Origin of the sequence: Arenimonas sp., assembly GCF_022842045.1 — a bacterium.
Taxonomy (GTDB): Bacteria; Pseudomonadota; Gammaproteobacteria; order Xanthomonadales; family Xanthomonadaceae; genus Arenimonas.
On record NZ_JALHQI010000001.1, the window covers coordinates 78,101 to 102,530 of the forward strand.

Genomic DNA, 24,430 nt, shown 5'->3' on the forward strand with positions numbered 1-24,430 from the left:
AGCACGAGGCCGACGCCGCCGAGCCCGAGGACGACGCGCCCCGCCACGACGAACACGACCACGGAGACACGCCATGAAGCTCACCCGCCGCAACCTGCTGATCGGCACCGGCGCGGGCCTGGTCGCCTCCGGCGCCACCGCCGCCTTCGCCCAGGACGCGCACGTCGACCACGCCACGCCCGAGGCCGCGCCGCCGGCGGCCACCCGCCGCGGCGCCGGCCGCGTGCGCACGCTGAACGGCTGGTCCCTGCCCCACCGCATGAACGGGGGCGTCAAGGAATTCCACCTGGTCGCCGAGGAGTTCGAGCACGAGTTCGCGTCCGGCTCGAAGGCCATCTGCTGGGGCTACAACGGCGGCACGCCCGGTCCGACCATCGAGGCGGTCGAGGGTGACCGCGTGCGCATCTTCGTCACCAACCGCCTGCGCGAAGCCACGACCATCCACTGGCACGGCCTGCTGCTGCCCTCGGGCATGGACGGCGTCGGCGGCCTGAACCAGCCGCAGATCCAGCCCGGCGAGACCTTCGCCTACGAGTTCACGCTGCGCCAGCACGGCACCCACATGTACCACCCGCACGCCGACGAGATGGTGCAGATGGCGCAGGGCATGATGGGCCTGTTCATCATCCACCCGCGCGAGGCCGAGGCGGTGCCGGTGGACCGTGACTACGCCTTCCTGCTGCACAACTTCGCCCTGCACCCGGGCACGCGCCGCCCCGACCCGGCGGTGATGCAGGACTTCGACCTGTGGACCTTCAACTCGAAGGTGTTCCCGGCGATCGAGCCGATCGTGGCGCGCACCGGCGAGCGCGTGCGCATCCGCGTCGGCAACCTGAGCATGTGGAACCACCCGATCCACCTGCACGGCGTGCAGTTCGAGGTCACCGGCTCCGACGGCGGCCGCTGGCCGCGCGGGCAGTGGCGGCGCGAGGTGACCGAGATCGTCGGCGTCGGACAGATGCGCGACATCGAGTTCACGGCGGTCGCCGGAGACTGGGCCTTCCACTGCCACATGTCGCACCACACGATGGGTCCCATGGGCCACGACATCCCCAATACGCTGGGCGTCGACCAGTCCGGCGTCGAGGAAAAGATCCGTCGCATGCTGCCCGGCTACATGGCCATGGGTGAGAACGGCATGGCCGAGCACCAGGACCACACCGACAGCGGCCACATGAAGGGCCCGGAGAACACGCTGGCGATGATGGCCGGCAAGGGTCCGTTCGGGAACATCGAGATGGGCGGCATGTTCACCGTGGTCAAGGTGCGCGACGATATCGCACCGGGCGATTTCAGCGACCCGGGCTGGTACCGCAACCCGCCCGGCACCGTCGCCAGCCGCGTCAGCACCAACCCCGATTTCGGCGCACCCGTGCGCCGCAACGCAACCTGAGGAGAACGAGATGAAGTTCCTGAAGATGATGCTTGCCGCGCTGCTGCTTTCCGCGGCCGGCGCCGGCTTCGCCGCCACGCCCAACACCAGCCCGGTCGAGCGCGCGCTGCCGCTGGTCACCGTGCACAAGAGCCCCTACTGCGGCTGCTGCGTGAAGTGGATCGAGCACATGCAGGCCGCGGGCTTCCAGGTCGAGGTGGTCGACACCGACGACATGACGCCGGTGAAGCAGCGCGTCGGCATCCCGCCCGGCAAGGGCTCCTGCCACACGGCGGAGGTGGGCGGCTACTTCGTCGAGGGCCACGTGCCGGCCGATGACGTGAAGCGGATGCTGGCCGAGAAGCCCGCCGCCCGCGGCATCGCCGTGCCGGGCATGCCGATCGGTTCGCCCGGCATGGAGTCGCCGGATGGCCGCGTGCAGGCCTACGAGGTGCAGCTGATCGACCAGAACGGCCTGAGCAGCACCTACTCCACCCACGCCGGGGCGGAGTGAGCTGGAACGTCAGTCGGCGCCGGCGTATCGCCAGGCGCCGTCGGTCGTCGCCGCCGGCAGGGAGGCGATGACGGCGCCGGGCCAGGCCGCGATCGCCACGCAGCCGCCACCGTCGAGGTTCCAGTGCCAGGCCTCGGCATCGGAGGTATCCGCGGCGCGCGCAGTGACGCGCCGGGCCTGCGACGGCTGGAGGCCCTCACCGCCGCGCTTGCCACGCGCTTCCTTCAGGGCCCAGAACAGATGGAAGACGCGCTCGCGCGCGGCGCCTTCGTCGGTCGCCGCGACCTGGTCGGCTTCCTCCTGCGAGAACAGGAAGCGCGCGATCGCCACGTAGTCGCGCGGCTTGCGCGGGCGCTCGAGGTCCAGCCCGACGGGGGCGGAAGCGATGGCCGCGGCCAGGTGTTCGCCGCTGTGGCTGAGGGACGCCCAAAGCCCGCGGCCGTCCGCATGGCGCAATCGCGGACGCGGGTCGGCATCGGTCTCGAAGCGCCAGTCGGCGGGCTCGCCGCCGTGCGCGTCGCTGGCCATCTCCCGCAGCAGCCAGTGGCCCGCAAGGTACTGGCGCCGGCGCAGCGCGGCGACGATGGCCTGCAGGCGCAGGTCCTCGCCCGCCGTCAGCCAGGCCGTGCCGGGGCCCGGCAGCCGGGCTTCGACCTCCGCGAGGGCCGCCAGCGCGATCCGGCAGTCGGCGGTGCCCGCCACGTCAGCGGTCGGCCACCTTGGCGTAGCTGCCCAGCAGCGCCACGCCCACCATCAGCCGGCCGGCCCCGCATTCGTACTGGGTGGCGCTGCTGAAGACCTGGCGCTTGAAGTTGCTGCGCACGCCGACGACGGCATTGGCGCCGCGGGCCTTGGCGGCCTCCTGCAGGGCCACCAGCGCGCCGAGCAGGGCCCAGTCGCAGGATTCCTGCTCCGACTTGCCCACGGCATTGGTCTTGCGGTTGGTGTTGGCGATGCCCAAGTCCTGGACCACGGCCGGCGTGGCCTGGCCTTCGAAGTAGAAGGTTACGCTGCCGTCCAGCACGCCCTGCGCCTTGCCCTGCGCGATGGCGCTGGCGATGTTGAACTGCACGCGCTTGTCGCGCGCTTCGGCCGGGGGTGCCAGCAGGGCGAGCAGGACGGCGAAGGCGGCGGCCAGGGCGGTGATGGGCTTCATGTGTCTTGTTTCCCTTGGAAGGTCAGGCGGACCAGCGGCGCAGCACCAGCGAGGTGTTGATGCCGCCGAAGGCGAAGTTGTTGCTCATGGCGTACTCGGCATCGATGGCGCGGCCATCGCCGGTGACGTAGTCGAGCGCGCCGCAGCGCGGGTCGACGTTCTTGAGGTTCAGCGTGGGATGGAACCAGCCCTCGCGCATCATCTCCAGGGTCACCCAGGCCTCGAGCGCGCCGCAGGCGCCCAGCGTGTGGCCGGTGTAGCTCTTGAGCGAGCTGATCGGCATGCGCTCGCCGAACACGGCGTGGGTGGCGGTGGTCTCGGCGATGTCGCCGTGGTCGGTGGCGGTGCCGTGGGCGTTGACGTAGGCGATGGCTTCCGGCGGCAGCCCGGCGTCTTCCAGCGCCAGCCGCATCGCCACCGCCATCGTGGTGGCATTGGGCTGGGTGACGTGCTGGCCGTCGCTGTTGGTGCCGAAGCCGACGATTTCGGCGTGGATGGTGGCGCCGCGCGCTTGCGCGTGCTCCAGGTCCTCCAGCACCAGGGTGCAGGCGCCCTCCCCCACCACCAGGCCGTCGCGGTCGCGATCGAAAGGCCGCGGGGTGAGCTCCGGCGTGTCGTTGAGCGTGCTGGTGGCGAACAGAGTGTCGAACACCGTGGCGTCGGTGACGTCGAGCTCCTCGCAGCCGCCGGCCAGCATCGCCACCTGCTTGCCGCTCTTGATGGCCTCGTAAGCGAAGCCAAGGCCCTGGCTGCCCGAGGTGCAGGCGCTGGAAGTGGTGATGATGCGGCCAGTGATGCCGAAGAACACACCGATGTTCACCGGCGCGGTGTGGCTCATCATCTTGATGTAGGTGGTGGCGTTGATGTACTGCGTGGTCAGCTCGGACAGCATGCGGCCGAAGTCGCCGATCGAGGACGGCGTGCCGGCCGACGAGCCGTAGGAGATGCCGACCCGGCCGGACTTGAGCACCGGGTCGCCGAGCAGGCCGGCGTCGGTCAGCGCGAGTTCGCTGGCGCGGGTGGCCAGCATCGCCACCCGGCCCATGCTGCGCAGAGTCTTGCGGTTGTAGTGGTCGGGCAGCTCGAACGGCGCACAGGGCACGCCCAGGCGCGTGTTCAGGCCCTTGTACTGGCCCCACTCGTCGAAGCGGCGCACGGCGTTGCGGCCGGAGCGAAGGTGCGCCAGCACGCTGGTCCAGTCGTGGCCGAGCGGGCTGATCGCGCCGCGGCCGGTGACGACGACACGGCGCATCAGACCATGCCTCCGTTGACCGAGATCACCTGGCGGGTGACATACGAGGCCTCGTCCGACATCAGGAAAGACACCACGGCGGCCACTTCCTCCGGCCGGCCGACGCGGCGCAGCGGGATCATCTTCATCGCCTCGTCCACCACTTCGGCGGGCAGCATCTCGGTGTCCACCAGGCCGGGCGCGACGCAGTTGACCGTGATCTCGCGCTTGGCCAGCTCCAGCGCCAGCGCCTTGGTGGCGCCGATGATGCCGGCCTTGGCGGCGCTGTAGTTTGTCTGCCCGCGGTTGCCGGCGAGGCCCGACACCGAAGACAAGGTAACGATGCGGCCGGGCTTCCGGCGCCGCACCATCGGCATCACGACCGGCTGCAGCACGTTGTAAAAGCCGTCGAGGTTGGTGTGGATGACGCTGTCCCACTCTTCGCCCGTCATCGCCGGGAAGGCGTTGTCGCGGGCGATGCCGGCGTTGCAGACCACGCCGTGGTAGGCACCGTGCGCCTCGATGTCGGCGTTGAGGGCGGCGGCGCAGGCGGCGCGGTCGGCGACGTCGAAGCAGAGCACGCGCGCGGCGCGGCCCATCGCGACGATCTCGGCGGCGACGGCTTCGGCTTCTTCGCGGCGGCTGCGGCAGTGCACGACGATGTCGAAGCCGTCGCGGGCCAGGCGCAGGGCGATGGCCTTGCCGATGCCGCGGCTGGCGCCGGTGACCAGGAGGGTGCGTGAATTCATGCGGAAACGGTTCCAAGGTAGGCGTCGGGATCCGGCGGCTCGAACACCGAGACGCTGGCGGTGGCCACCACGGCGTCCCCGACCAGGATGCGGCAGGCGAACAGGCCCAGGCCATTGTCGCCCATCAGTTCACAGTGCGCCTCGATGCGCAGCCGGGTACCGACCGGCAGCCGGTCCCAGTGCGCGTCGTAGCGGCGGGTGCCGAGCAGGAAGCCGGGCTTGACCGGTTCGTCGCGGGCCAGCGCGCGGCCGCCGGCCCAGGCGGCGATGGCCTGCGCCATGTACTCGATGCCGACCCAGGCCGGCACCGCCTCGCCGCCGTCCTCCAGCAGCAGGTGGTCGTCGCGCACCGTCGCCTCGGCGACCACGTCCTCGGCGTCCACCTGCAGCACGCAGTCAAGCCACAGCATGCCGCCGCGGTGCGGGACCAGGCGTTCGATGGCCTCTTCGCGCGGATCCATCAGCCGGCCCCCAGCACGAGCGCGGCGTTGCTGCCGCCGAAGGCGAAGGACTGGCTCAGCACGTGCGTCAGCGGTGCCGCGGCGCGCCGACCCGGTGCCACCAGGTCCAGCGCAGGCAGCGCCGGATCCTGCGCGCCGTCCCACCAGTGCGGCGGCAGGGCGTGGCGGGGATTGCGCGCCAGCGCCAGCCAGCAGAGGCCGGCTTCGACGGCGCCGGCGGCGCCCAGGGTGTGGCCCGTGAGCGGTTTGGTCGAACTGGCCGGCGTGTCGCCGCCGAACACGCGGTGCAGCACGGCGGCCTCCATCGCATCGTTCTGCGGCGTGGCGGTGCCGTGCAGGTTGACGTAGCCGATGTCCGACGGCGCCAGGCCGGCGCGCCGGAGCGCTTCGCGCAGCGCACGCTCGGGGCCGTGGCCCTCGGGCTCGGGGGCGGACATGTGGTGCGCATCGGAGCTCTCGCCCCACCCCGCCAGCCGCACCGCACCGGGCTCGCGCGTCATCAGGAACAGCGCCGCGCCCTCGCCGATGTTGATGCCGTTGCGGTGGCGCGAGAACGGATTGCAGCGCCCCTCCGACACCGAGCCCAGCGCGCTGAAGCCAGCGATGGTGAATTCGCAGATCGAATCCACGCCGCCGGCGATGACGGCATCCGCCAGCCCGGCGCGCAGCAGCCGCGCGCCGGAGGCCAGCGCCTTCGCGCTCGACGAGCAGGCAGTGGAAATGACGTGCGCGGGTCCGCGGGTGCCGAGCTGCTCGGCGAGGAAACGCGCCGGCATGCCCATCTCCTGCTGTGAATAATGGAACGAATCCGGCCACTGGCCGGTGCCGAGATGCTGGCGGTGCGCGCGTTCGCTCTCGCCCACGCCCGAGGTGCTGGTGCCGAGCACGATCGCGACGCGGTCCGGACCAAAACGCGCGATCACCGCGTCCACCGCGCCTCGGATCGGCGCCAGCGCCAGCGCGGCGAGCGCGTTGTTGCGTCCGTGCAGGGCGACCGGCAGCGCCGCCAGGTCGGGCAGTTCGCCCGGCACCAGGCCCAGCGCCAGCGGGCGGCCGGGCGTCACGGCCTCGGTGCTGGCCACGCCGCGGGGCGCATCGGCGGCGAACAGGTTGGCGGCGGCGCTGTCCGCATCGCGGCCGAGCGCGCAGCACAGGCCCAGTTCATTGAGGAAGACCGCACTCATGGCGTCACCGGCACGGAATCGATGCGCAGGCGGTAACGCAGCCGCACCTGGTCCAGCAAACGGGTGTCGGCGTCCTCGCGTTCAACCCGGGCAACGATGCCCTTCGCGTCCTTGAGCGTACGGCGCTCCCCCTGCTCGTCCAGCGTCCAGCCGGCGGGCAGCTGGGCGCGCAGCGCATCCACCGGCCAGAACACCAGCTGCAGGTCGGACAGTACGCGCGCGCCGTCCAGCGACGCCGGCAGGCCGGGCATGCGCTTCTGCGCAAGCCGCTCGCCGTCCCAGTCCAGGCGCAGTGCCACCTGGCCCTGGGTGTGGATCACCAGCCGCACGGTGTCAGCGTCGGCCTGCACCATCGCGTCGACCGTATCGCGGCGGTCGCCATGTTCGAACGACAGGCGCTGCTGCTCGACCAGCCCGCCCAGCAGCGTCGACGGCGCCAGCGCGAACAGCGGCGCGCCGTCGGCCGGCGGGCGCGTGGCATTCGGCGTGCAGGCGGCCAGCGCCAGCGACGCGGCGGCGATGGCGGCGATCAGGCGGAGCACAACTGCTCCAGCACCGCGAGGCGGCGCTTGTTCTCGGCCACGTAGGGATTGGTCTTGTCCCAGGCGTAGCCGGCCAGGATCGAGCAGATCATCTCGCGGATGTCCGGGCTGGGGTTGGGGTGGAAGATGATCTTCTGGAAGCCGCCCGCGTACCAAGCCTCGACGAAGCAGCGGAAGGTGTCGACGCCGGCGCGCAGCGGCTTGCCGTAGTCGGCCTCCCAGTCCACGACCTCGCCCGCGAACTCGCGCGCCAGGCAGGCCGAGGCCAGGCTGGCCGACTTGAAGGCTATGGTGACGCCCGAAGAGAACACCGGGTCCAGGAACTCGCCGGCGTTGCCCAGCAACGCGTAGTTCTTGCCCCACAGCGACTTCACGTTGGCCGAGTAGCCGACGATCTGGCGCGCGGGCGTGTCCCACTCGGCATGGGCCAGCAGCGCGCTCAGGCCCGGATCCTCGCCAACGATCGCCTTCAGGCGCTCGGTCTCGGTGCCTTCGTACTGCGCCAGGAAGCCGGTTTCCGCGACCACGCCCAGCGAGCAGCGGCCGTTCGAGAACGGGATGGTCCAGTACCACACGTCCTGGTGCCCGGGATGCACGGTGATCAGGATCTTGTTGCGGTCGAAGGCCGCCGAGCCCGGGGCAACGCGATCAGCGACGTGGGTGAAGATCGCGCCGCGGGCCGGGAAGCCCGACGGACTCTCGAGCTGCAGCAGCCGCGGCAGGATCCGCGCGAAGCCGCTGGCGTCTAGCAGGAAGCGCGCCTGCACCCGGTAGGTCTCGCCCTCCGGGCTGCGCACGGTCACCACCGGCTGGTCGCCGTCCACGTCCACCGACAGGACTTCATGGCGGAAGCGCACGGTCGCGCCCATGCGCGCGGCCTCGTCGGCCAGCACCTTGTCGAAGTCGGCGCGCTGCACCTGGTAGGTGGTGCCCCAGCCCTTGCTGAACTTCTGGCGGAAGTCGAACTGCGTGCGCTTGTCGCCGCAGGCGAAGGCGGCGCCGTTCTTGTACTGGAAGCCGGCCTCGACCACGGCCTTGAGCATGCCCGCGGCCTCGATGTATTCCATGCTCTGGGGCAGCAGGCTCTCGCCGATCGAGAAGCGCGGGAACTGCTCCTTCTCCAGGATCAGCACCTCGCGCCCCTGCTGGCGCAGCATGCCGGCCGCCACCGACCCCGCGGGGCCGGCGCCGATGATCAGGATTTCGGTGGTTTCGGTGCGCATGTCCATGTCGATGCAATCCGTGCGGAATTCGGGCTCAGGTCGCCGCCGGCGCGGCGGGTCGGAAACAGGGGGTGATCAGCCAGACCAGGCCGATGCCCAGCAGCAGCGTCAGGCCGAAGCTGTGCAGGGCCGGCGTGGCCGACAGCGCCAGCAGGCCGAAGGCGAGCAGCGTGCTGGCCGCGCCCAGCGACACCGCCAGCCAGCTGGCGGGGTCGTCGCGATGTTCCAGCAGGAAGATGCCGTAGTCCACGCCCACGCCCAGCAGCAGCAGCTGCGCCAGCACGCCGAACAGCTGCAGCGGCACGCCCAGCCAGCCCAGCAGCGCCAGGCTCAGCGCCGCGGCCAGTGCGGTGGGCATCCAGGCGCGCCACGCGCGGCGCCCGAAGCGCAGCCACAGCGCCAGCGCGACCGCGGCATAGCCGGCCAGCAGCCAGGCCGACATCTGGTGGCGGTAGTGCGCCAGCACGCGGGAAATGGTCGCGCTGCGATCCACCCAGCGCACGCCGGGCAGGCCGTCGGCGGCCGCTGCCAGCGCTGGCAGCCGACTGGGGTCCAGGCCTTCGAGCAGCACCATGGTGCCCCATCGACCCTCCACCGCGCCGAGCCAGAGCGGCCGCAGCGGTTCCGACACCGGGTGCGCCAGCCATGCGGCGAGGGGCAGCGGGGTCGCGGCGGGCTCCGGCGGCGGGGGCGCTTCGCCGAGCAGTTCGGCGGCGCGCGCCAGCACCCGGCCCTCGATGGCCTGCACCCGCGCGGCGTCCTCGCGTTGGCGCGCCGACGACGGCAGCCAGTCGGTCACCGCGCGCCAACCGCCCAGGCGGTCGCGCGCCACCAGGTGCGCCAGGCGATCGGTGAGCGCCTCTTCGCGCTCGCGCACCTGCTCGGCGTCGTCGCCCTCGACCAGGAAATACTGCGCGGGGCTGGGCAGCCCCAGCACCCGCCCCAGCCGCGCTTCCTGCGCCAACAGTGCCGGTGGCGAAGCCTGCAGGCTGCGCAGGTCGTCGTTGACGGCCAGTTTCGGCAGGCCGGTGGCCAGCACCGCCGCCAGGGCGGCGACGCCCAGCCAGGTCGGCCAGCGGTTCGACAGCCGCGGCCACCGCGCCAGGCTGCGACCAACCGCGCCGGCAATCGTGCTGGTGCGGGGCGCGGCGCGGTCCAGCCACGGGAACCAGAGCACGACCGTGAGGAAGGCGGCGGCCAGGCCGGCGGCCGAGAACACCGCCATCTGCCGCAGGCCGGGGAACGGCGCGATGCCGAGCGCGAGATAGGCCAGCGCGCTGGTGACCAGCGCCAGCGCCAGCGCGGGCAGCAGGCGCTGCATCATCGTGCGGGGCGGCAGCGCGGGCTGGGCCTGGCGGCTGGCGAACCAATGGATGCCGTAGTCCTCGGCCACGCCGACCAGGCTGGCGCCGAACACGAGCGTGAGCAGGTGCACCTGGCCGAACACCAGCGCGGTGACCGACACGCCGGCCGCGCAGCCGACCAGCAGCGAGGCCGACACCATCAGGATCGGCCGCGGGCTGCGGAAGGCCAGCCAGACCAAAGCCACCACCGCCAGCAGCGAGCCCAGGCCGATGGTGCCGACCTCGGTGCGTGCGCGCACCGCGGCGGCCTCGGCGTGCAGCGGCACGCCGCCGGCGATGACTTCGACTTCGCCCGCCGCGGCCTCGGCGGCAGCGGCGCGGGCGGCGTCGAGCGCCTCGCGCAGGTGCTGCTCGCCGTCGAGCTGGAAGGCCGGCACGCGGCTTTCCAGCCGCAGCAGCACCCAATCGCGGGACGCCTCGCGCACGGCCAGATGTCCATCGCGGCTGGAGAGCCCGTTGCCCGCGCGCGCCTGCCACCACGCCGGCCACAGGCCCAGCGGATCCTCGCGCCAGGCGCCGAAGCCGCCGGCGCCGGGCGAGTAAAGCCGCGCGAGCGCCAGCTCGACGGTGCCGGGATCCTCCAGTTGCGCCCGCTGCGCCGGGGTCAGCAATCCCCGGCGGTGCCCGGCGTAGAAGCCGAGCGCACTGGCGAGCGCGTCGTCATCGCCGGCCATCACGGTGAAGGGAGAATCCGCTTCTGCCAGGCGGGCTTCGAAGGCGTCCGCCGCGCGGCGCGTGCGCGCCCAGTCCGGCGCGCCGACCAGCACCACCACCTGCCGGGTCGCGCCGCCGGCCAGGCGTGCGTTCGCCGCCTGCTGCAGCGCGTCCTCGGTTTCGCCCGGCAGCAACGCCATCACGTCGCTGTCCAGCCGTGCCTCGCGCCAGAAGCCGGCCTGGTGCACGGCCAGCGCGGCCACCGCCAGCAGCCAGGCCCAGGCCAGCGCCTTCCAGTGCGCGGTGTGCGCGGCTTCAGTCAAAGCGGGCCGCCTCGTCGGGCGTCGGTGCGCTGGGTTCGTCGGCCAGCGCCACGAAGCGAAGCGTGGTCACGTCGCCGCCCGCTTCCTCGATCACGACCTGGCGCACGAAGCGATCGCCGGCCAGCGTGATCCGGGTGAAGGCCTGCCGCAGCCCCGCCTCCTCCGGCGTCAGCAGCAACTGCCAGCGGCCATCCGCCGCCAGCGTTTCCTCCAGCGCGAAGCGTTCGGCCAGCGCCGGCAGGTCGCCGGCCACCAGCGCCAGCAGCAGCGCGTTCACCGCGGCCATGCCTGGCGATTCCGCGGCGTCCAGCAGCACCCGCTGGCTGCCGTCGGGCAGCCGGGTCAGCAGGCGCTCGCGGGTCAGCAGCGTGGTCGAGGCGAAGGGCTCGCGGGTGTCCCAGGCCACGCCGCGGTCGCGCACCAGCAGGAAATCGCCGCGCGACACCAGCGGCTGCCGGAATCCCTCGAGCTGCTTGCTCTGCTCGAACTGGCCGCGCAGCACCGCCGGCTGCGCCAGCCGCGCGCGCACGCTGTCGCCCTCGCCCGCCGGGGCCGGCGAGGGGGTGGCCGCTCGCGCAGGCGCTTGTGGCGACGCCAGCACCGGCAACGCCAGCGCCACGCCCAGCAGCGCGACCAGCCAGCACCTCACGGCGCGATCCCCAGCCGCTCGAACAGCACGGGTGGCGAGGCGAAACACATCTCGCCCGTGCCCAGGTCCACGGCTACCTGGATGGTGTGCGCGCGGTGGATGGTTTCCCCGGTCACCGCATCGCGCACCAGGTAGTCCATCCGCAGCCGGTTCTCCCACTCGGTGATGGTGGCGCGCACGAGGATGCGCTGGCCGTAGCGCACCGGACGCACGTACTTGCAGCGCATGTCCACCACCGGCCAGGCGTAGCCGGAATCGCGCATCTGCGGGTAGTCGTAGTCGATCTTCTGCAGCAGCGCGCAGCGCGCCAGCTCCAGGTAGCGCACGTAGTTGCCATGCCAGACGATGTCCATCGGGTCCAGGTCGTGGAAGCCCGGGCTCAGTTCGATCTCGAGGCTGTGCTCAGGCGTCGGCATACAGGCTCCAGGCTTCGGCGCGCACGGCCGCCAGCAGCTCGCGCAGCTCGACGTCGAGGGCGCGGTCTTCTGTGACCAGCGGCAGGCGTTCGCACAGGTCGCCGTGCATCGCGGCCAGCGCCGGCGACAGCTTCAGCTCGCCCGACACCGCCTCGCGCAGCGTGATGCCCTGGCGCGCGGTGACCAGCAGCGCCACCACCACCTGCTCGGTCAGCTCGATGATGCGCAGCGCATCGCGCGCCGCGATCGTGCCCATGCTGACCTTGTCCTGGTTGTGGCACTCGGTGGAGCGCGAGAACACCGAGGCCGGCATGGTCAGCTTCAGCGCCTCCGCGGTCCACGCCGAGGCGCTGATCTGCAGCGCCTTGAGGCCGTGGTTGAGGGCGGCGCGCTCGCCCTGCGCCGCCGACAGGTTGGCCGGCAGGCCGTGGCTGTAGCGGGCGTCCACCACCAGCGCCATCTGCCGGTCCAGCAGGTCGGCCAGGTTGGCCACGGCGTTCTTCATCGAATCCATGGCGAAGGCGATGTGGCCGCCGTAGAAGTGGCCGCCGTGCAGCACCCGCTCCTCGACCGCGTCGATGATCGGGTTGTCGTTGGCCGAGTTCAGCTCGTCCTCGATGTTGGTGCGCAGCCAGGGCAGCGCGTCCTCGAGCACGCCGACCACGTGCGGCGCGCAGCGCAGCGAATAGCGGTCCTGCAGGCGCTGCTCGTTGCGCGGCGGGCGGTCCGAGGCCAGGTCGGCGCGCAGGCGCGCGGCGACGCGCTGCTGGCCCTTGTGCGGCTTCACCGCGAACAGGGTCTGGTCGAAATGGTGGGCGTTGCCGGCGCTGGCCAGCACGTTGAAGGCGGTGATGCGGGTGGCGAGGCGGCCCAGGTAGTCGGCGCGGCGCCAGGCCAGGCAGGCCAGCGCGGTCATCACCGCGGTGCCGTTCATGATCGCCAGGCCTTCCTTCGGGCGTAGCCGCAGCGGCTGCAGGCCGTGCAGCGCCAGCGCCTCGGCGGCGGGCATCACCCGGCCCTGGTGCCAGACCTCGCGTTCGCCGCACAGCGCGGCCGCGACGTAGGACAGCGGCGTCAGGTCGCCGCTGGCGCCAACCGAACCTTCGGCCGGGATCATCGGCAGGATGTCGTGCGCCAGCAGCGCCTCGAGCTGGCGCAGCAGGCCCAGGCTGACGCCCGACACGCCCTGCGCCAGCGACTGCAGGCGCACCAGCAGCACGGCGCGGGTTTCCTGCGGGTCGAGGAAGCGGCCCAGGCCGCAGCCGTGGTAGGCGTAGAGGTGGTGCGGCAGCTCCGCGACCAGCGAGGGCGGGATCGCCACCGTGCAGGAATCGCCGTAGCCGGTGCTGACGCCGTAGACCACGCCGTCCTCGGCGATCAGCCGGTCGACGAAATCGGCGCCGCGGTTGATGCGCGCCTCGAAGGCCGGCTCGCGCGACAGCACCACGCGCCCCTCGGCGCGGGCGACGGCGACGACGTCCTCGATCCGCAGCGGGCGGCCGTCGACGAGGAGGGAAGGGGCGTCAGGCGGGGCGGCGGTCATGCGGGGCGTCCCAGAAGGGGAAGAAGTTGAACCAATCGTAGGGCGATTGTCGCAGGCAGGCGGTCATCCAGGCGGCGAAGCGCGCCGCGTGTTCAGCCAGGCCCGCCTCGCGGTCGCCGCGCGGCAGCACGATGCGCTCGCTGAACGGCAGGATGTCGGCGCGGTAGCCCTCGCCGTGGTGCAGGCAGGACAACAGCCACACCGGGCAACGCAGCACCGAGGCGATCAGGTAAGGCCCGGCCGGCAGCGGCGCCCGGTGGCCCAGGAAGGCGGCCTGCACCACGCGGTCGCCGCGCACCGGCACCCGGTCGCCGGCGATGGCGATGAATTCGCCCGCGGCCACGCGGTCGGCCAGCAGCATCGCCGTGGTCGGCGAGAAATCGGTCACCTGCATCAGCCGCACGCTGGCCTTGGGGTTGATGCGCTCGAGGATGCGGTTGAAGCGCGGCGCGTGCGCGGTGTGCACCAGGATCGTGACGCGCAGGCCCTCGCGCCAGCTGGCCGCCATCTGCATCAGCTCCAGGCAGCCCATGTGCGCGGTGATGATCACCCCGCCCTGCCCCGCCTGCGACGAGGCCAGCATCGCTTCGTGGCCGGTGAACGCGACCCGCGCGCGTGGGTAGCGGCCGCCGATCGCCAGCATCTTGTCGAGCAGCGTTTCGGCGAACATGAAGAAATGCCGCAGGCTTTCGCGAATGCCCGGCTCGCGCGTGAACACCTGTTCGGCCGCCTGCAGCCGCGCCAGGTACTGGCGCGAGGCGCGGCGCGCCACGCCGCTGCCCAGCCAGTACACCGCCACCACGGGATACAGGCAGAGCCGGAACGGCAGTCGGCCCAGCAGCCGGTACACGCCATAAAGCAGCCAGGTGCCGCCCACGAAGGTGGTTTCGCCTAGGTCGGCCCAGTGCCGGCGGTTCATCGGCGGCTCCATTTGCGCGCCAGCAGGCGCGGCAGCCGCCACAGCATCCCGAAGAACAGCCGGGTATGCATGGCCGAGATCAGCACGTTGTCGCGCCAGACCTGGAAGTGCGACACGCCGTCGGCTGGGTAGCGCACGCGGGTGTCGAGGTTGCGCACGCGCAGGCCGTCCCAGTAAAGCCGCACCAGGATTTCGGTGTCGAAATCCATGCGCCGGCCGATGCGCACGCGGTCGAGCAGCGCCAGCGTCGGCGCCAGCGGGTAGACGCGGAAGCCGCACATCGAATCGATGATCTCGAGCGACAGCGTGTTGATCCAGACCCAGACGTGGGTGGCGTAGCGGCCATATAGCCGCGCCTTCGGCACCGACGCATCGAAGATGGGCCTGCCGTTGATCACCGCCGCGGGATGGGCGCGCGCCTCGGCCAGGAATTGCGGCACGTCATCGGCGTCGTGCTGGCCGTCGGCATCGATCTGCAGGGCGTGGCTGTGGCCGCGGCGCGCCGCCTCGCGCAGGCCGGCGATGACCGCCCCGCCCTTGCCCTGGTTCACGGGCAGGCGCAGCAGCGACACGCCGGGCCGTGTCGCCAGCTGGTCGAGCACCGCGGCGCAGGCCGGCGACGAGCCGTCGTCCACCAGCAGGCAGGGCACGCCATGGCCGCGCACCCGCGCCACCACGTCGCCGATGGCATGTTCGTGGTCGAACACCGGGATCACCACCAGCGGATCGAAGGCGCTGCTCATGCCGCGTCCCCGCCCGCGAAGCGCAGGCGACCGCTGGAATGCACGCCGGTGTCGGACTGGAAACGGAAGCCGAGCGCGCCGGTGTCCGGATGCCAGTCCAGGCGCGCATCGAGCCGGGCGCCGGGGCGCACCAGGTGCATGAACTTCACTGCCTCCATGCGCAGGAAGCGCGCCTCGATGCCGAAGGCCGTCCGGCCCAGCCGCACGGCCCAGTCGATCATCGCGACGCCAGGCAGAATGGTGGCGCCCGGGAAATGCCCTTCGAACGCGGCCAGTTCGGCCAGGACCTCCAGCCGGGCGTGCGCCGCGGTCGGCGTGCGCTCCAGCCATTCGGGCTCGGGCAGCAGCGGCCGGAACAATGCGGCCAGGGCGCGCTCGCTGGTCTTGCCCTGGGCGTCGGCCGGCAGTGCGTCGAGGAAGCGCCAGCGGCGCGGCAGCGCGATCGCGTCGGCGTGGTCGGCCAGCCAGGCGCGAAGCGCCGCGACCAGCGCGGCCTTTCCGTCGCTTTCGAGCATCGCCCGGCCCTCGGCGCTGGGCACGGCGGCCACGGCGAGCAGGATGCGGTGGCCCGGCAGCGGCAGCAGCCGTGCCTCGTCCAGCAGCGGCGAGGCCTGCAGGCGGCGCTCGATCGCGCCCAACGGTATGCGGCGCTCCTCGAGCTTGAGGATGCGGTCCACCCGGCCGCGCAGCTCGAAACCGCCGCCGGCCGTGGCCAGGGCACGGTCGGCGGTGGCGTGCCAGTCGTCGGTGGCCAGATGCGGCGAGCGGATCGCCAGCACGCCGTCCTGCACCCGCCACTGCACGCCCGGCAGTGGCTGCCAGGGCTTGGGCGCGCCACCGGACTGTCGCCACGCGATGCCGCCGGTCTCGGTGCTGCCGAACACTTCGATCGCGGCCTGGCCCCAGAGCTTCCTCACCGCGTGGGCCGCGTCCGCAGGCAGCGGCCCGCCGGACGAGAAGGCCGCGCGCAGGCTGCGCGCCAGCGGGCCCCAGTCCTGGTTCTCGGGCAGCCGCTTGAGGTGCGCCGGGCTGGCCACCAGCACCAGCGGCGTGTCGCCCAGCGCGACCAGCTGTTCATTGAAACCGACCCGTCGCCGCCCGAACGGGCGGCCCGCCGACAGCGGCCACAGCAGCCGGAACAGCAGGCCATAGATGTGCTGGTGCGAGACCGTGCCCTGCACCACCGCGTCGCCCAGCGCGGCGCCGAACTGGGCCTCCAGCGCGGCCACTTCGTTGTCGAGCTGGCGCAGCGTCTTGCGGATTGCGCCCGGCTCCCCCGTGGAGCCGGAGGTGAACAGCACGACCGCGCAGTCGTCGGGATCCAGCGCGCCATGGGCCGGCGGCGGCGCGTCCAGCCCGGCGACATAGCCCCCGGGAAGTTCGCCCGCGCAGGTGGAGGCGTGGCGATCCAGTCCGGCCAGCGTCGCCGGCAGGCGATCGCCGGGCAGCCACGGGGTCTTGCCCGCCAGCCAGGCGCCGAACAGCGCGGCGGCGAACTCCAGGCCATCGTCGAGGTAGAGGGCAAGGTCGTGGCCCCCGCGCGCGGCGTGCGCGTCGCGCCATGCCCCGACGCGGGCCAGGAAGCCGGCGTTGTCCACGTCGGTCGCCACCCGGGCCTGGCCCGGCAGCGACCCGGCCAGGCGCTGGCCCAGCGGGATGCGGGTCCGGCTAACGGCCATGGCGCGGCCGGAACAGGAAACGCTCGCCCAGGAACATGGCGGCGATGAGGAGGTAGGCGATGAGCCCGTTGTAAACCGCCCACGCCGCATCGCTGGCGCGCAGCGCGGTGTAGAGCGCGATGCCGCCGTTGAGGACGAAGAACACGCACCAGGCCCCGGTCACCTTGCGCAGGTAGGGAATCGATTCCGGCGGAAGGTCCGGATGCTGCAGTCGCGCTAGCCGTTCGATCACCGTGGGCGGGCGCCGCAGGCTGGTCGCAAATACGACCAGGAAAGCCGCGTTCACCAGCACCGGGTAGAGCTTGAGCGGCAGGCCGTCGTTGCTGAGCATGCTGGCCAGCACCAGGCCGCCGGCGCAGGCTGCCGCGGCCAGCCACACCGCCTCGCGCGAGACCGCGGCGCGCAGCAGCGCCATTGCCAACAAGAGGAGCGCCAGCCAGCGCGGCTCGAAATGGGCCAGGCCCAGCCAGATCGCCAGCGGGTACAGCAGGGTCGCCAGCCAGGCCAGCGCCTTCGCGGCGCGCATGTTCAGGCGCCCGCGGCGGATTCGTCGCTGCCGTGCATCATGGCGTGCAGCGCGTCCACCACGTCCTGCACGCTGCGCACCGACTTGAAGGCCTCCGGCTTGAGGTTGCCGCCCAGCAGCGGCTTGAGCTGCACGATCAGGTCGACGGCATCGATGCTGTCGATGTCGAGGTCTTCGCCCAGCTTCGAATCGAGCCTCACCTTTTCCGGGTCGATGCCGAAGGTGTCGTGGAGGATGGCGACGATGCGCTGGAAAAGCTGGTCCTTGGTCATGGTCTTGCTCATGCGGTGCGGCGGCTTGGCCTTACTGCTTGCGGTTGGCCGCCACGAAGGCGCTGAGCGCGCGGACGGAGGCGAAATGCTGGCGGGTTTCCTCGGAGTCGGCGGCGAGCGTCACGCCGTAGCGCTTCTGCAGGGCCAGGCCGAGTTCCAGGGCGTCGATGGAGTCCAGGCCCAGGCCCTCGTTGAACAGCGGGGCCTCGGCGTCGATGTCGTCGGCGGCGATGTCCTCCAGCGACATCGTGGTGATGATCAGTTCCTTGATTTCAGCTTCCAGCGCCAGCACGGTGCAGCTCCGTCTTGAAGGTCGTTTCCAGGTGTTCGGTCAGCCGGCGGGCCGCCAGGGCCTCGGCGCTTCCGGCCAGGAACGGGGCCACCGGGATGTCCGGCAGGACCTCTATTCTCATGTGAAACCGGCGTGACGGGACACGATACCATTTCTCACCCTTTCCCAGCGTCGGCGGGGTGCACCGGATGGTGACCGGAGTCACGTCCAGCGCGCCCCGGATGGCGATGTTCGCGGCCCCGCGCTGCAGGGGTCCGAGTACCTCGCCGCGCGGCGTGCGGGTGCCTTCGGGAAAGATCACCAGGTTCTTGCCCGACCGCACAGAATCGATGCAGTCCTGGATCAGCCCGGCGCCGTTGTCGTTGAAGATGTAGCCCGCCGCCCGCAGTGGCCCGCGCGTGAAAGGATTGGTGGCAAGGCGCGATTTCACCACGCAGTCGGCCTCCTCGATCATGCCGATCAGGCAGACCACGTCGATCAGGGTCGGATGGTTGGCCAGCACCAGCAGGCCCGGGCGGCGCAGGCGCTCGGCGCCGTGGATTTCCCAGCTCATCACCCCCAGTCGCCGCATCAGCCAGACATGGCCGGCGAAACTGGCCTGCACCAGTCGCCGCGCCAGCCGCCCGAGCCGCGCCCGGTCACGCACGCCCAGGCGCAGCAGCGGGAACACCAGCAGGCCCAGCAGCACCCCGCCCAGGCCGAAGGCCGCGAACGACAGCGCGGTGCCGAAGACCCGCCAGGCGTGGCCAAGCCTTTCAAGCATGCCGGTGCCAGCAGCGGGTGCCAGAGGGCGAGACCAGGCGACCCTTGCCTGCCAGCGCGAAGCGCAGCACGTCCAGGCCGTGCGGCAGCGGTGCGGGCGGCGCCGGCGGGCCCGCATGGGCCAGCAGTGAAAACCGCGGCGCGTCGGCCCGCGGCGCGGCGATCCGCCAGGCCCAGGCCCAGGCGGCTTCCGGCTCGTCGCGGTATTCGGCATAGGGCTCGGGCGTGGGGCCGTCGTACAGCGCCACCAACACCTCCGGCGCACCGTCGGCCAGCAGTGCCAGCGCCTCGGTCACGGCCGCTTCCGGCGATTCCACGCCGCCCGAGACCGCCAGGTAGTTGTCGGTCAGCCCGCGCGTGATCGAGTACTGGGCCGCGATGGCGTTGTGCGTCGACAGTCCGAAATGCGTCGGCGACAGCGGCTCGCCGCGGGCCAGCCCGGCCAGCATTTCATAGGTGCGGGCGACGTCGCCATGGCGGGAAGCGAACACCATCGGCAGTCCCGGCGAGGCCTCGGGCTGGACGCGCCAGGCTACCTGCAGCGCCATGCGGCCGAGCGGTTCGAGCCGGCGTCGCTGCATGGCGGGCATCTCGGCCAGCGCCGGGGTGGCAGAGCCGGCCGGCAGCGTGGGCGCCCGGGCCCAGGCCTGCCAGTCCTCGGCGGTTTCCAGGCCAGCCGCGAAGGCCGACCAGCCGAGCAGGCTGAATTGTCCGTCCAAGTCCTCGCCTCCCGTGTCCGGCCGCCATCATCCCGTGCCGGCCGCCAAAAGAAAAAGCCCGGCGTCAGCCGGGCTTTCCTGGAGGCTTGAACTGGCGTCCCCACGGGGATTCGAACCCCGGTCGCTACCGTGAAAGGGTAATGTCCTAGGCCTCTAGACGATGGGGACTTGGAACTTTTTTTGAAGCGTGGCGCGAATAAGTGGTGGAGCTAATCGGGATCGAACCGATGACCTCTACAATGCCATTGTAGCGCTCTCCCAGCTGAGCTATAGCCCCACCGAAGGAAGAAGCGGAAGTTTAGACATCCGCCTTTGGCCCGTCAAGCACAGGCCGCGTTTTTTTCTCCGGCCGTCTCCGCTTCCAGGCCGGACAGGGTGTGGGGGCCGTGTCCCTGGCCATCCAGATAGTCCAGCCACTTGTTGAGGAAGCTGTTCATCCGCAGGCGGTGGCTGAGCATCGCCTGCACGCTGGGGCGCAGGCCGAGCACGTCCTGCCAGTGGCGGCCGACGTAGCAGTGGGTGACCTCGGCCTGGCGGGCGTCGCGGTAAAGCCGCACGTAGGCCGAGGGATCGGGCTGGCCGGTCTGGGCGTCCTGCAGCTGGTAGCTCAGGCGCAACTCGACGGTGTATGGATGCTGCTCCAGCACGTCCACCACCAGCGCCAGGCCACCCGGCACGCGCGACACGTAGCGCCCTGCGGGCAGCGACTGCGGCTGGAACATGCGGGTGAGCCGCTGGAAATTCTCGCCGTACAGTCCCATCAGCCACGCGAAGCGGCTGAGGCGGGGCAAGGCGTTGCGGTCGTGGGCGGGCGCTTGCATGGCCCGATGCTAGCACGCGCAAGGCCGCGCCCCGGGGCTCAGAACATGTGCCGGTGGATGCCCTGGTGGGCCAGCACCTTGCCGGCGATTTCCTCGATCGAGGTGTGGGTGGTGCTCAGCACCGGGATGTTCTCCTGGCGGAACAGCGCCTCGGCCTGCACTACCTCGGCGCGGCAGGTCTCCAGCGTCGCGTAGCGGGAATTCGGGCGGCGCTCGTTGCGGATCTGCTGCAGGCGCTCGGGGTCGATGGTCAGGCCGAACAGCTTGCGGCGGTGCGCGCGCAGGCGGCGCGGCAGCTCGCGGCCCTCGAGGTCTTCCTCGGTGAGCGGGTAGTTCGCGGCCTTCACGCCGTAGTGCAGCGCCATGTAAAGGCAGGTGGGCGTCTTGCCCGAGCGCGACACGCCGACCAGGATCACGTCGGCATCGTCGTAGTGGATGTCCATGCCGTCGTCGTGGGTCAGCGCGTAGTTGGTGGCGTTGATGCGCGCCTCGTAGGCCTTGAAGTCGACCATGCCGTGGGCGTGGCCGACCCGGGATTCGCGCCGCAGGCCCAGCTCCTGCTCCAGCGGGCTGATGAAGGGCGCGAATACGTCCAGCATCAGCGCGCCGCTTTCGGCCAGCAGGATGTTCAGGTCGGGGTCGACCACGGTGTTCACCACCACCGGCCGGCAGCCGGCCTGCTCGCCGGCGCGGCGGATCTCGGCAATGGCGGCCTCGGCCTTCTCGACGCTGTCGACGAAGGCGATGCGGCGGGTTTCGAATTCGATCCCGGAGAACTGGGTCAGCAGGCTGTGGCCGATGGTTTCGGCGGTGATGCCGGTGCCGTCGGAAACATAGAAAACCGGTCTTGCCGCCGCCATGCCCTGCCCTCGCCTCGCGCGCCGGGGCCCGACGCATGATTCCCCAGCCAATTCAAGCTTGTATGGGGTAGCCCCGGGGTCGCATCATACGCAGCTTGGGCCCCATCCACAGCGGGCCCGCCGCCTGGCCGCCCCCTTCCCGAGCCCACGGAGACCCCCTTGAACGCCGACGTCCTCTGGCTGCATGAACTTCGCCTCACCGACCTGGCCCAGGTCGGCGGCAAGAACTCCTCGCTCGGCGAGATGATCGGCCAGCTGGCGCACCTCGGGGTCTCGGTGCCGGGCGGCTTCGCCACCACGGCCGACGCCTTCCGCCGCTTCATCGCCCACAACGACCTGAGCCAGCGCATCTTCGACCGCCTGGCCACGCTCGACGTCGAGGACGTGGACGCGCTGGTCGCCGCCGGCGGCGAGATCCGCGGCTGGGTCATCGACGCGCCGCTGCAGCCCGAGCTCGACCAGGCCATCCGCGCCGGCTACCGCAAGATGTGCGCCGAGGCCGGCGCCAGCGAAATCGCGGTCGCCGTGCGCTCCTCCGCCACCGCCGAGGACCTGCCCGACGCCAGCTTCGCCGGCCAGCAGGAAACCTTCCTGAACGTCACCGGCGAGGACGACGTGGTGCGCAAGGTGAAGGAAGTCTTCGCCAGCCTCTACAACGACCGCGCCATCGCCTACCGCGTGCACCACGGCTTCAAGCACGAGGACGTGTTCCTGAGCGCCGGCGTGCAGCTGATGGTGCGCTCCGACATCGGCTCGTCGGGCGTGCTGTTCACGCTCGACACCGAGTCCGGCTTCCGCGACGCCGTGTTCGTCACGTCCAGCTACGGCCTGGGCGAGATGGTCGTGCAGGGCGCGGTCAACCCGGACGAGTTCTACGTCTACAAGCCCACGCTGGAACAGGGCAAGCCGGCCATCCTGCGCCGCACGATCGGCTCGAAGCTGATCCGCATGGTCTATTCCGACCAGCCCGGCGAGCGCGTGCGCATCGAGGACACGCCGGCCGACCTGCGCCGCCAGTTCTCGGTCTCCGATGCCGACGTCGAGGAGCTCTCGCGCCAGGCCCTCACCATCGAGAAGCACTACGGCCGCCCGATGGACATCGAGTGGGCGAAGGACGGCCACACCGGCAAGCTCTACATCGTTCAGGCGCGCCCGGAAACCGTGAAGTCGCGCGCCAGCGCCAACCAGATCGAGCGCTACCACCTGCTGTCCAAGGGCGAGGTGCTCACCGAGGGCCGCGCCATCGGCCACAAGGTCGGCGCCGGCGTGGCGCGCGTGGTGCGCAGCCTGGCCGAGATGAGCAAGTTCCAGCCCGGCGACGTGCTGGTGGCCGACATGACCGATCCCGACTGGGAGCCGATCATGAAGCGCGCCGCGGCCATCGTCACCAACCGCGGTGGCCGCACCTGCCACGCGGCCATCATCGCCCGCGAGCTGGGCGTGCCGGCCGTGGTCGGCACCGGCGACGCGATGAAGACGATTCCCGATGGCGCCGAAGTGACCGTGTCCTGCGCCGAAGGCGACACCGGCTTAATCTACGCCGGCAAGCAGGGCTTCGAGGTCATCACCACCGATTTGGGCAACATGCCGCCGGCGCCCCTGAAGATCATGATGAACGTCGGCAACCCCGAGCGCGCCTTCGACTTCGCGCAGCTGCCCAACCAGGGCATCGGCCTGGCCCGCCTGGAGTTCATCATCGCCCGCCAGATCGGCGTGCACCCGCGCGCCCTGCTCGAGTACGACCGGCAGCCGGCCGACTTGAAGAAGCAGATCGACCAGATCACCGCCGGCTACGCCAGCCCGGTCGATTTCTACGTCGAGCGCCTGGTCGAGGGCATCGCCACGCTGACGGCGGCGTTCGCGCCGAACCCGGTCATCGTCCGCCTGTCGGACTTCAAGTCCAACGAATACGCCAACCTGGTGGGTGGCAAGGCCTACGAGCCGCACGAAGAAAACCCGATGATCGGCTTCCGCGGCGCCTCGCGCTACGTGCACCCCGACTTCCGCGACTGCTTCGCGCTCGAGTGCCGGGCGGTGAAGAAGGTGCGTGACGTCATGGGCCTGACGAACTGCTGGATCATGATCCCGTTCGTGCGCACCCTCGAGGAAGGCCGCGCGGTCATCCGCACGCTCGAGGCCAACGGCCTCAAGCGCGGCGAGAACGGCCTCAAGGTCATCATGATGTGCGAGCTGCCGTCCAACGCGCTGCTCGCCGATGAGTTCCTGGACATCTTCGACGGCTTCTCGATCGGCTCCAACGACCTGACCCAGCTCACCCTGGGCCTGGATCGTGACTCGGCCGTGGTCGCCGACCTGTTCGACGAGCGGGACCCCGCGGTGAAGAAGCTGCTGGCCATGGCGATCTCCGCGGCCCGCGCCAAGGGTAAGTACATCGGCATCTGCGGCCAGGGCCCGTCCGACCACCCGGACCTGGCCGATTGGCTGATGCAGCAGGGCATCGAGTCGGTGTCGCTCAATCCCGATACCGTGGTCGATACCTGGCTGCGCCTGGCCAAGCTCAAGGCGAACTGATGGCGATCGCCAGCTTCCTCGCCGCCCCCGCCGACACCGCCCGCGACCTGGCCGTCCAGGTCGCCCAATCCGACTGGCTCTGGCGCATCGCCGTGGCCCTGCTGATCGCGCTGGTCGGCCTGTGGCTGGCGCGGATGCTGTCCAAGGGCCTCGATCGCGTGATGCAGCGGGCCGGGCTGGACCAGATCCTGCGCGATTTCCTGCGCAACATCGCCTACGCCATCGGCCTGGTGGTGGTGTTCGTGGCGGCGCTGGACGCGCTGGGCGTGCCCACCACCTCGATGCTGGCGGTGCTGGGTGCCGCGGGCCTGGCGATTGGCCTGGCGCTGAAAGATTCACTGTCGAACATCGCCTCGGGCGTGATGCTGATCGTGCTGCGGCCGTTCCGCGCCGGCGACGCGGTGCAGATCGCCGGGCAGGAAGGCATCGTTGAGCGCGTCGGCATCTTCCAGACCGTGCTGCGCGCCTACCAGAACCACGACATCACCCTGCCCAACAGCGAGGTCACGACTTCGCCGATCGTCAACTTCACCGCCCGCGGCGAGCGCCGCGTGGATGTCACCGTCGGGGTCGGTTATGGCGACGACATCCGCCGGGCGCGCGAGGTGCTGTTGGGCATCGCCAAGGCCAACGACAAGGTGCTCGACGCCCCGGAAACCGACGTGCTGGTCACGGGCCTGGGGGAAAGCAGCGTCGACCTGGTGCTGCGCGCCTGGGTGAAGACGCCGGACTTCGTGCCCGCCCGCAGCGAGCTGACCGAGGCGATCCACCGCGACTTCGCGCAGGCCGGGGTGTCCATCCCATTCCCGCAGCGCGACCTGCACGTCTACCACCACGACGCCGACGGCCGCCCGCTGCCGCAGGTCACCGCCGCCGTGGACGATCCCGACCGCGGCTGAGCCGGGGGGCGGAATTTTCGCTGTG

General features: G+C 71.1%; 26 protein-coding genes and 2 tRNA genes. 4 read left to right on the forward strand and 24 right to left on the reverse strand.

From position 1 onward, the window contains the following. Positions 1-73: 73 nt before the first annotated feature. Both Q0C12_RS00340 and Q0C12_RS00345 read left to right on the forward strand, forming a co-directional pair. The gene (locus Q0C12_RS00340; protein WP_290884576.1) at positions 74-1,393 is read left to right on the forward strand and encodes a copper oxidase; all 1,320 of its coding nucleotides are present in this window, start codon (positions 74-76) and stop codon (positions 1,391-1,393) included. 10 nt (positions 1,394-1,403) lie between these two features. After that, positions 1,404-1,886: a DUF411 domain-containing protein gene (locus Q0C12_RS00345; protein ID WP_290884579.1), complete on the forward strand. Its 483-nt coding sequence runs from the start codon at positions 1,404-1,406 to the stop codon at positions 1,884-1,886. A 9-nt stretch (positions 1,887-1,895) separates the two neighbouring features. Here Q0C12_RS00345 and Q0C12_RS00350 read toward each other — a convergent pair whose 3' ends face one another. The 24 genes from Q0C12_RS00350 to Q0C12_RS00465 all read right to left on the reverse strand — a co-directional run bounded on the left by Q0C12_RS00350 (position 1,896) and on the right by Q0C12_RS00465 (position 20,974). Beyond that, entirely contained in the window at positions 1,896-2,588 is a 693-nt protein-coding gene (locus tag Q0C12_RS00350; protein ID WP_290884581.1) for a 4'-phosphopantetheinyl transferase superfamily protein, read from the reverse strand. Position 2,589: 1 nt separating this feature from the next. Further along, positions 2,590-3,042 carry an excinuclease ATPase subunit gene (locus Q0C12_RS00355; protein WP_290884584.1) on the reverse strand — a complete coding sequence of 151 codons (453 nt, stop codon included), beginning with the start codon at positions 3,040-3,042 and terminating at the stop codon, positions 2,590-2,592. Positions 3,043-3,064: 22 nt separating this feature from the next. After that, positions 3,065-4,294 (reverse strand): beta-ketoacyl-ACP synthase, encoded by a 1,230-nt coding sequence (locus Q0C12_RS00360; RefSeq protein ID WP_290884588.1) that lies wholly within the window; start codon positions 4,292-4,294, stop codon positions 3,065-3,067. Continuing rightward, the gene (locus Q0C12_RS00365) at positions 4,294-5,022 is read right to left on the reverse strand and encodes a 3-ketoacyl-ACP reductase FabG2 (protein ID WP_290884591.1); all 729 of its coding nucleotides are present in this window, start codon (positions 5,020-5,022) and stop codon (positions 4,294-4,296) included. The genes Q0C12_RS00360 and Q0C12_RS00365 overlap by 1 nt, the downstream gene beginning before the upstream one ends. Further along, the gene (locus Q0C12_RS00370) at positions 5,019-5,483 is read right to left on the reverse strand and encodes a hotdog family protein (RefSeq protein WP_290884594.1); all 465 of its coding nucleotides are present in this window, start codon (positions 5,481-5,483) and stop codon (positions 5,019-5,021) included. Before Q0C12_RS00370 ends, Q0C12_RS00365 begins: the two co-directional genes overlap by 4 nt. Further along, positions 5,483-6,667 (reverse strand): beta-ketoacyl-ACP synthase, encoded by a 1,185-nt coding sequence (locus Q0C12_RS00375; protein ID WP_290884597.1) that lies wholly within the window; start codon positions 6,665-6,667, stop codon positions 5,483-5,485. Before Q0C12_RS00375 ends, Q0C12_RS00370 begins: the two co-directional genes overlap by 1 nt. Continuing rightward, positions 6,664-7,209, reverse strand: a complete 546-nt coding sequence (locus tag Q0C12_RS00380; protein ID WP_290884600.1) for a DUF3261 domain-containing protein — start codon at positions 7,207-7,209, stop codon at positions 6,664-6,666. Before Q0C12_RS00380 ends, Q0C12_RS00375 begins: the two co-directional genes overlap by 4 nt. After that, positions 7,197-8,438, reverse strand: a complete 1,242-nt coding sequence (locus Q0C12_RS00385) for an NAD(P)/FAD-dependent oxidoreductase (protein ID WP_290884603.1) — start codon at positions 8,436-8,438, stop codon at positions 7,197-7,199. The genes Q0C12_RS00380 and Q0C12_RS00385 overlap by 13 nt, the downstream gene beginning before the upstream one ends. 28 nt (positions 8,439-8,466) lie before the next feature. Next, on the reverse strand, positions 8,467-10,773 hold the full coding sequence (locus Q0C12_RS00390; RefSeq protein ID WP_290884606.1) for an MMPL family transporter: 2,307 nt from the start codon (positions 10,771-10,773) through the stop codon (positions 8,467-8,469). Then, a complete protein-coding gene (locus tag Q0C12_RS00395) occupies positions 10,766-11,422 on the reverse strand; it encodes an outer membrane lipoprotein carrier protein LolA (RefSeq protein WP_290884609.1) in 657 nt (218 codons plus the stop codon). The genes Q0C12_RS00390 and Q0C12_RS00395 overlap by 8 nt, the downstream gene beginning before the upstream one ends. Beyond that, positions 11,419-11,838, reverse strand: coding sequence for an acyl-CoA thioesterase (locus Q0C12_RS00400; RefSeq protein WP_290884612.1), 420 nt, complete (start codon positions 11,836-11,838; stop codon positions 11,419-11,421). The genes Q0C12_RS00395 and Q0C12_RS00400 overlap by 4 nt, the downstream gene beginning before the upstream one ends. After that, positions 11,825-13,381: an aromatic amino acid ammonia-lyase gene (locus Q0C12_RS00405; RefSeq protein ID WP_290884616.1), complete on the reverse strand. Its 1,557-nt coding sequence runs from the start codon at positions 13,379-13,381 to the stop codon at positions 11,825-11,827. The genes Q0C12_RS00400 and Q0C12_RS00405 overlap by 14 nt, the downstream gene beginning before the upstream one ends. Further along, complete coding sequence (locus Q0C12_RS00410; RefSeq protein WP_290884619.1) at positions 13,362-14,300, reverse strand: acyltransferase; 939 nt, start codon at positions 14,298-14,300, stop codon at positions 13,362-13,364. The genes Q0C12_RS00405 and Q0C12_RS00410 overlap by 20 nt, the downstream gene beginning before the upstream one ends. Next, a complete protein-coding gene (locus Q0C12_RS00415; protein ID WP_290884622.1) occupies positions 14,297-15,043 on the reverse strand; it encodes a glycosyltransferase family 2 protein in 747 nt (248 codons plus the stop codon). The genes Q0C12_RS00410 and Q0C12_RS00415 overlap by 4 nt, the downstream gene beginning before the upstream one ends. Then, positions 15,040-16,722, reverse strand: coding sequence for an AMP-binding protein (locus Q0C12_RS00420; protein WP_290884625.1), 1,683 nt, complete (start codon positions 16,720-16,722; stop codon positions 15,040-15,042). The genes Q0C12_RS00415 and Q0C12_RS00420 overlap by 4 nt, the downstream gene beginning before the upstream one ends. After that, positions 16,712-17,248, reverse strand: coding sequence for a hypothetical protein (locus Q0C12_RS00425; protein WP_290884628.1), 537 nt, complete (start codon positions 17,246-17,248; stop codon positions 16,712-16,714). Before Q0C12_RS00425 ends, Q0C12_RS00420 begins: the two co-directional genes overlap by 11 nt. Before the next feature lie 2 nt (positions 17,249-17,250). Then, entirely contained in the window at positions 17,251-17,532 is a 282-nt protein-coding gene (locus Q0C12_RS00430) for an acyl carrier protein (RefSeq protein ID WP_290884631.1), read from the reverse strand. Positions 17,533-17,551: 19 nt separating this feature from the next. Next, positions 17,552-17,812 carry a phosphopantetheine-binding protein gene (locus tag Q0C12_RS00435; protein WP_034211267.1) on the reverse strand — a complete coding sequence of 87 codons (261 nt, stop codon included), beginning with the start codon at positions 17,810-17,812 and terminating at the stop codon, positions 17,552-17,554. Then, a complete protein-coding gene (locus Q0C12_RS00440) occupies positions 17,793-18,575 on the reverse strand; it encodes a lysophospholipid acyltransferase family protein (protein WP_290884636.1) in 783 nt (260 codons plus the stop codon). The genes Q0C12_RS00435 and Q0C12_RS00440 overlap by 20 nt, the downstream gene beginning before the upstream one ends. Next, positions 18,568-19,293 (reverse strand): beta-ketoacyl synthase chain length factor, encoded by a 726-nt coding sequence (locus tag Q0C12_RS00445; protein ID WP_290884639.1) that lies wholly within the window; start codon positions 19,291-19,293, stop codon positions 18,568-18,570. The genes Q0C12_RS00440 and Q0C12_RS00445 overlap by 8 nt, the downstream gene beginning before the upstream one ends. A 92-nt stretch (positions 19,294-19,385) precedes the next feature. Then, positions 19,386-19,461: transfer RNA gene (locus Q0C12_RS00450), tRNA-Glu, on the reverse strand. Positions 19,462-19,494: 33 nt separating this feature from the next. After that, positions 19,495-19,570, reverse strand: a tRNA-Ala gene (locus tag Q0C12_RS00455). 43 nt (positions 19,571-19,613) lie between these two features. Continuing rightward, positions 19,614-20,114 carry a DUF1249 domain-containing protein gene (locus Q0C12_RS00460; protein ID WP_290884641.1) on the reverse strand — a complete coding sequence of 167 codons (501 nt, stop codon included), beginning with the start codon at positions 20,112-20,114 and terminating at the stop codon, positions 19,614-19,616. A 38-nt stretch (positions 20,115-20,152) separates the two neighbouring features. Further along, positions 20,153-20,974, reverse strand: a complete 822-nt coding sequence (locus Q0C12_RS00465; RefSeq protein ID WP_290884643.1) for a pyruvate, water dikinase regulatory protein — start codon at positions 20,972-20,974, stop codon at positions 20,153-20,155. Between the two features lie 159 nt (positions 20,975-21,133). Between Q0C12_RS00465 and ppsA the strand changes: the two genes are divergently transcribed. Both ppsA and Q0C12_RS00475 read left to right on the forward strand, forming a co-directional pair. Beyond that, a complete protein-coding gene (gene ppsA / locus Q0C12_RS00470; protein WP_290884646.1) occupies positions 21,134-23,506 on the forward strand; it encodes a phosphoenolpyruvate synthase in 2,373 nt (790 codons plus the stop codon). Continuing rightward, positions 23,506-24,405, forward strand: a complete 900-nt coding sequence (locus tag Q0C12_RS00475; protein ID WP_290884649.1) for a mechanosensitive ion channel domain-containing protein — start codon at positions 23,506-23,508, stop codon at positions 24,403-24,405. The genes ppsA and Q0C12_RS00475 overlap by 1 nt, the downstream gene beginning before the upstream one ends. Positions 24,406-24,430: the final 25 nt, after the last annotated feature.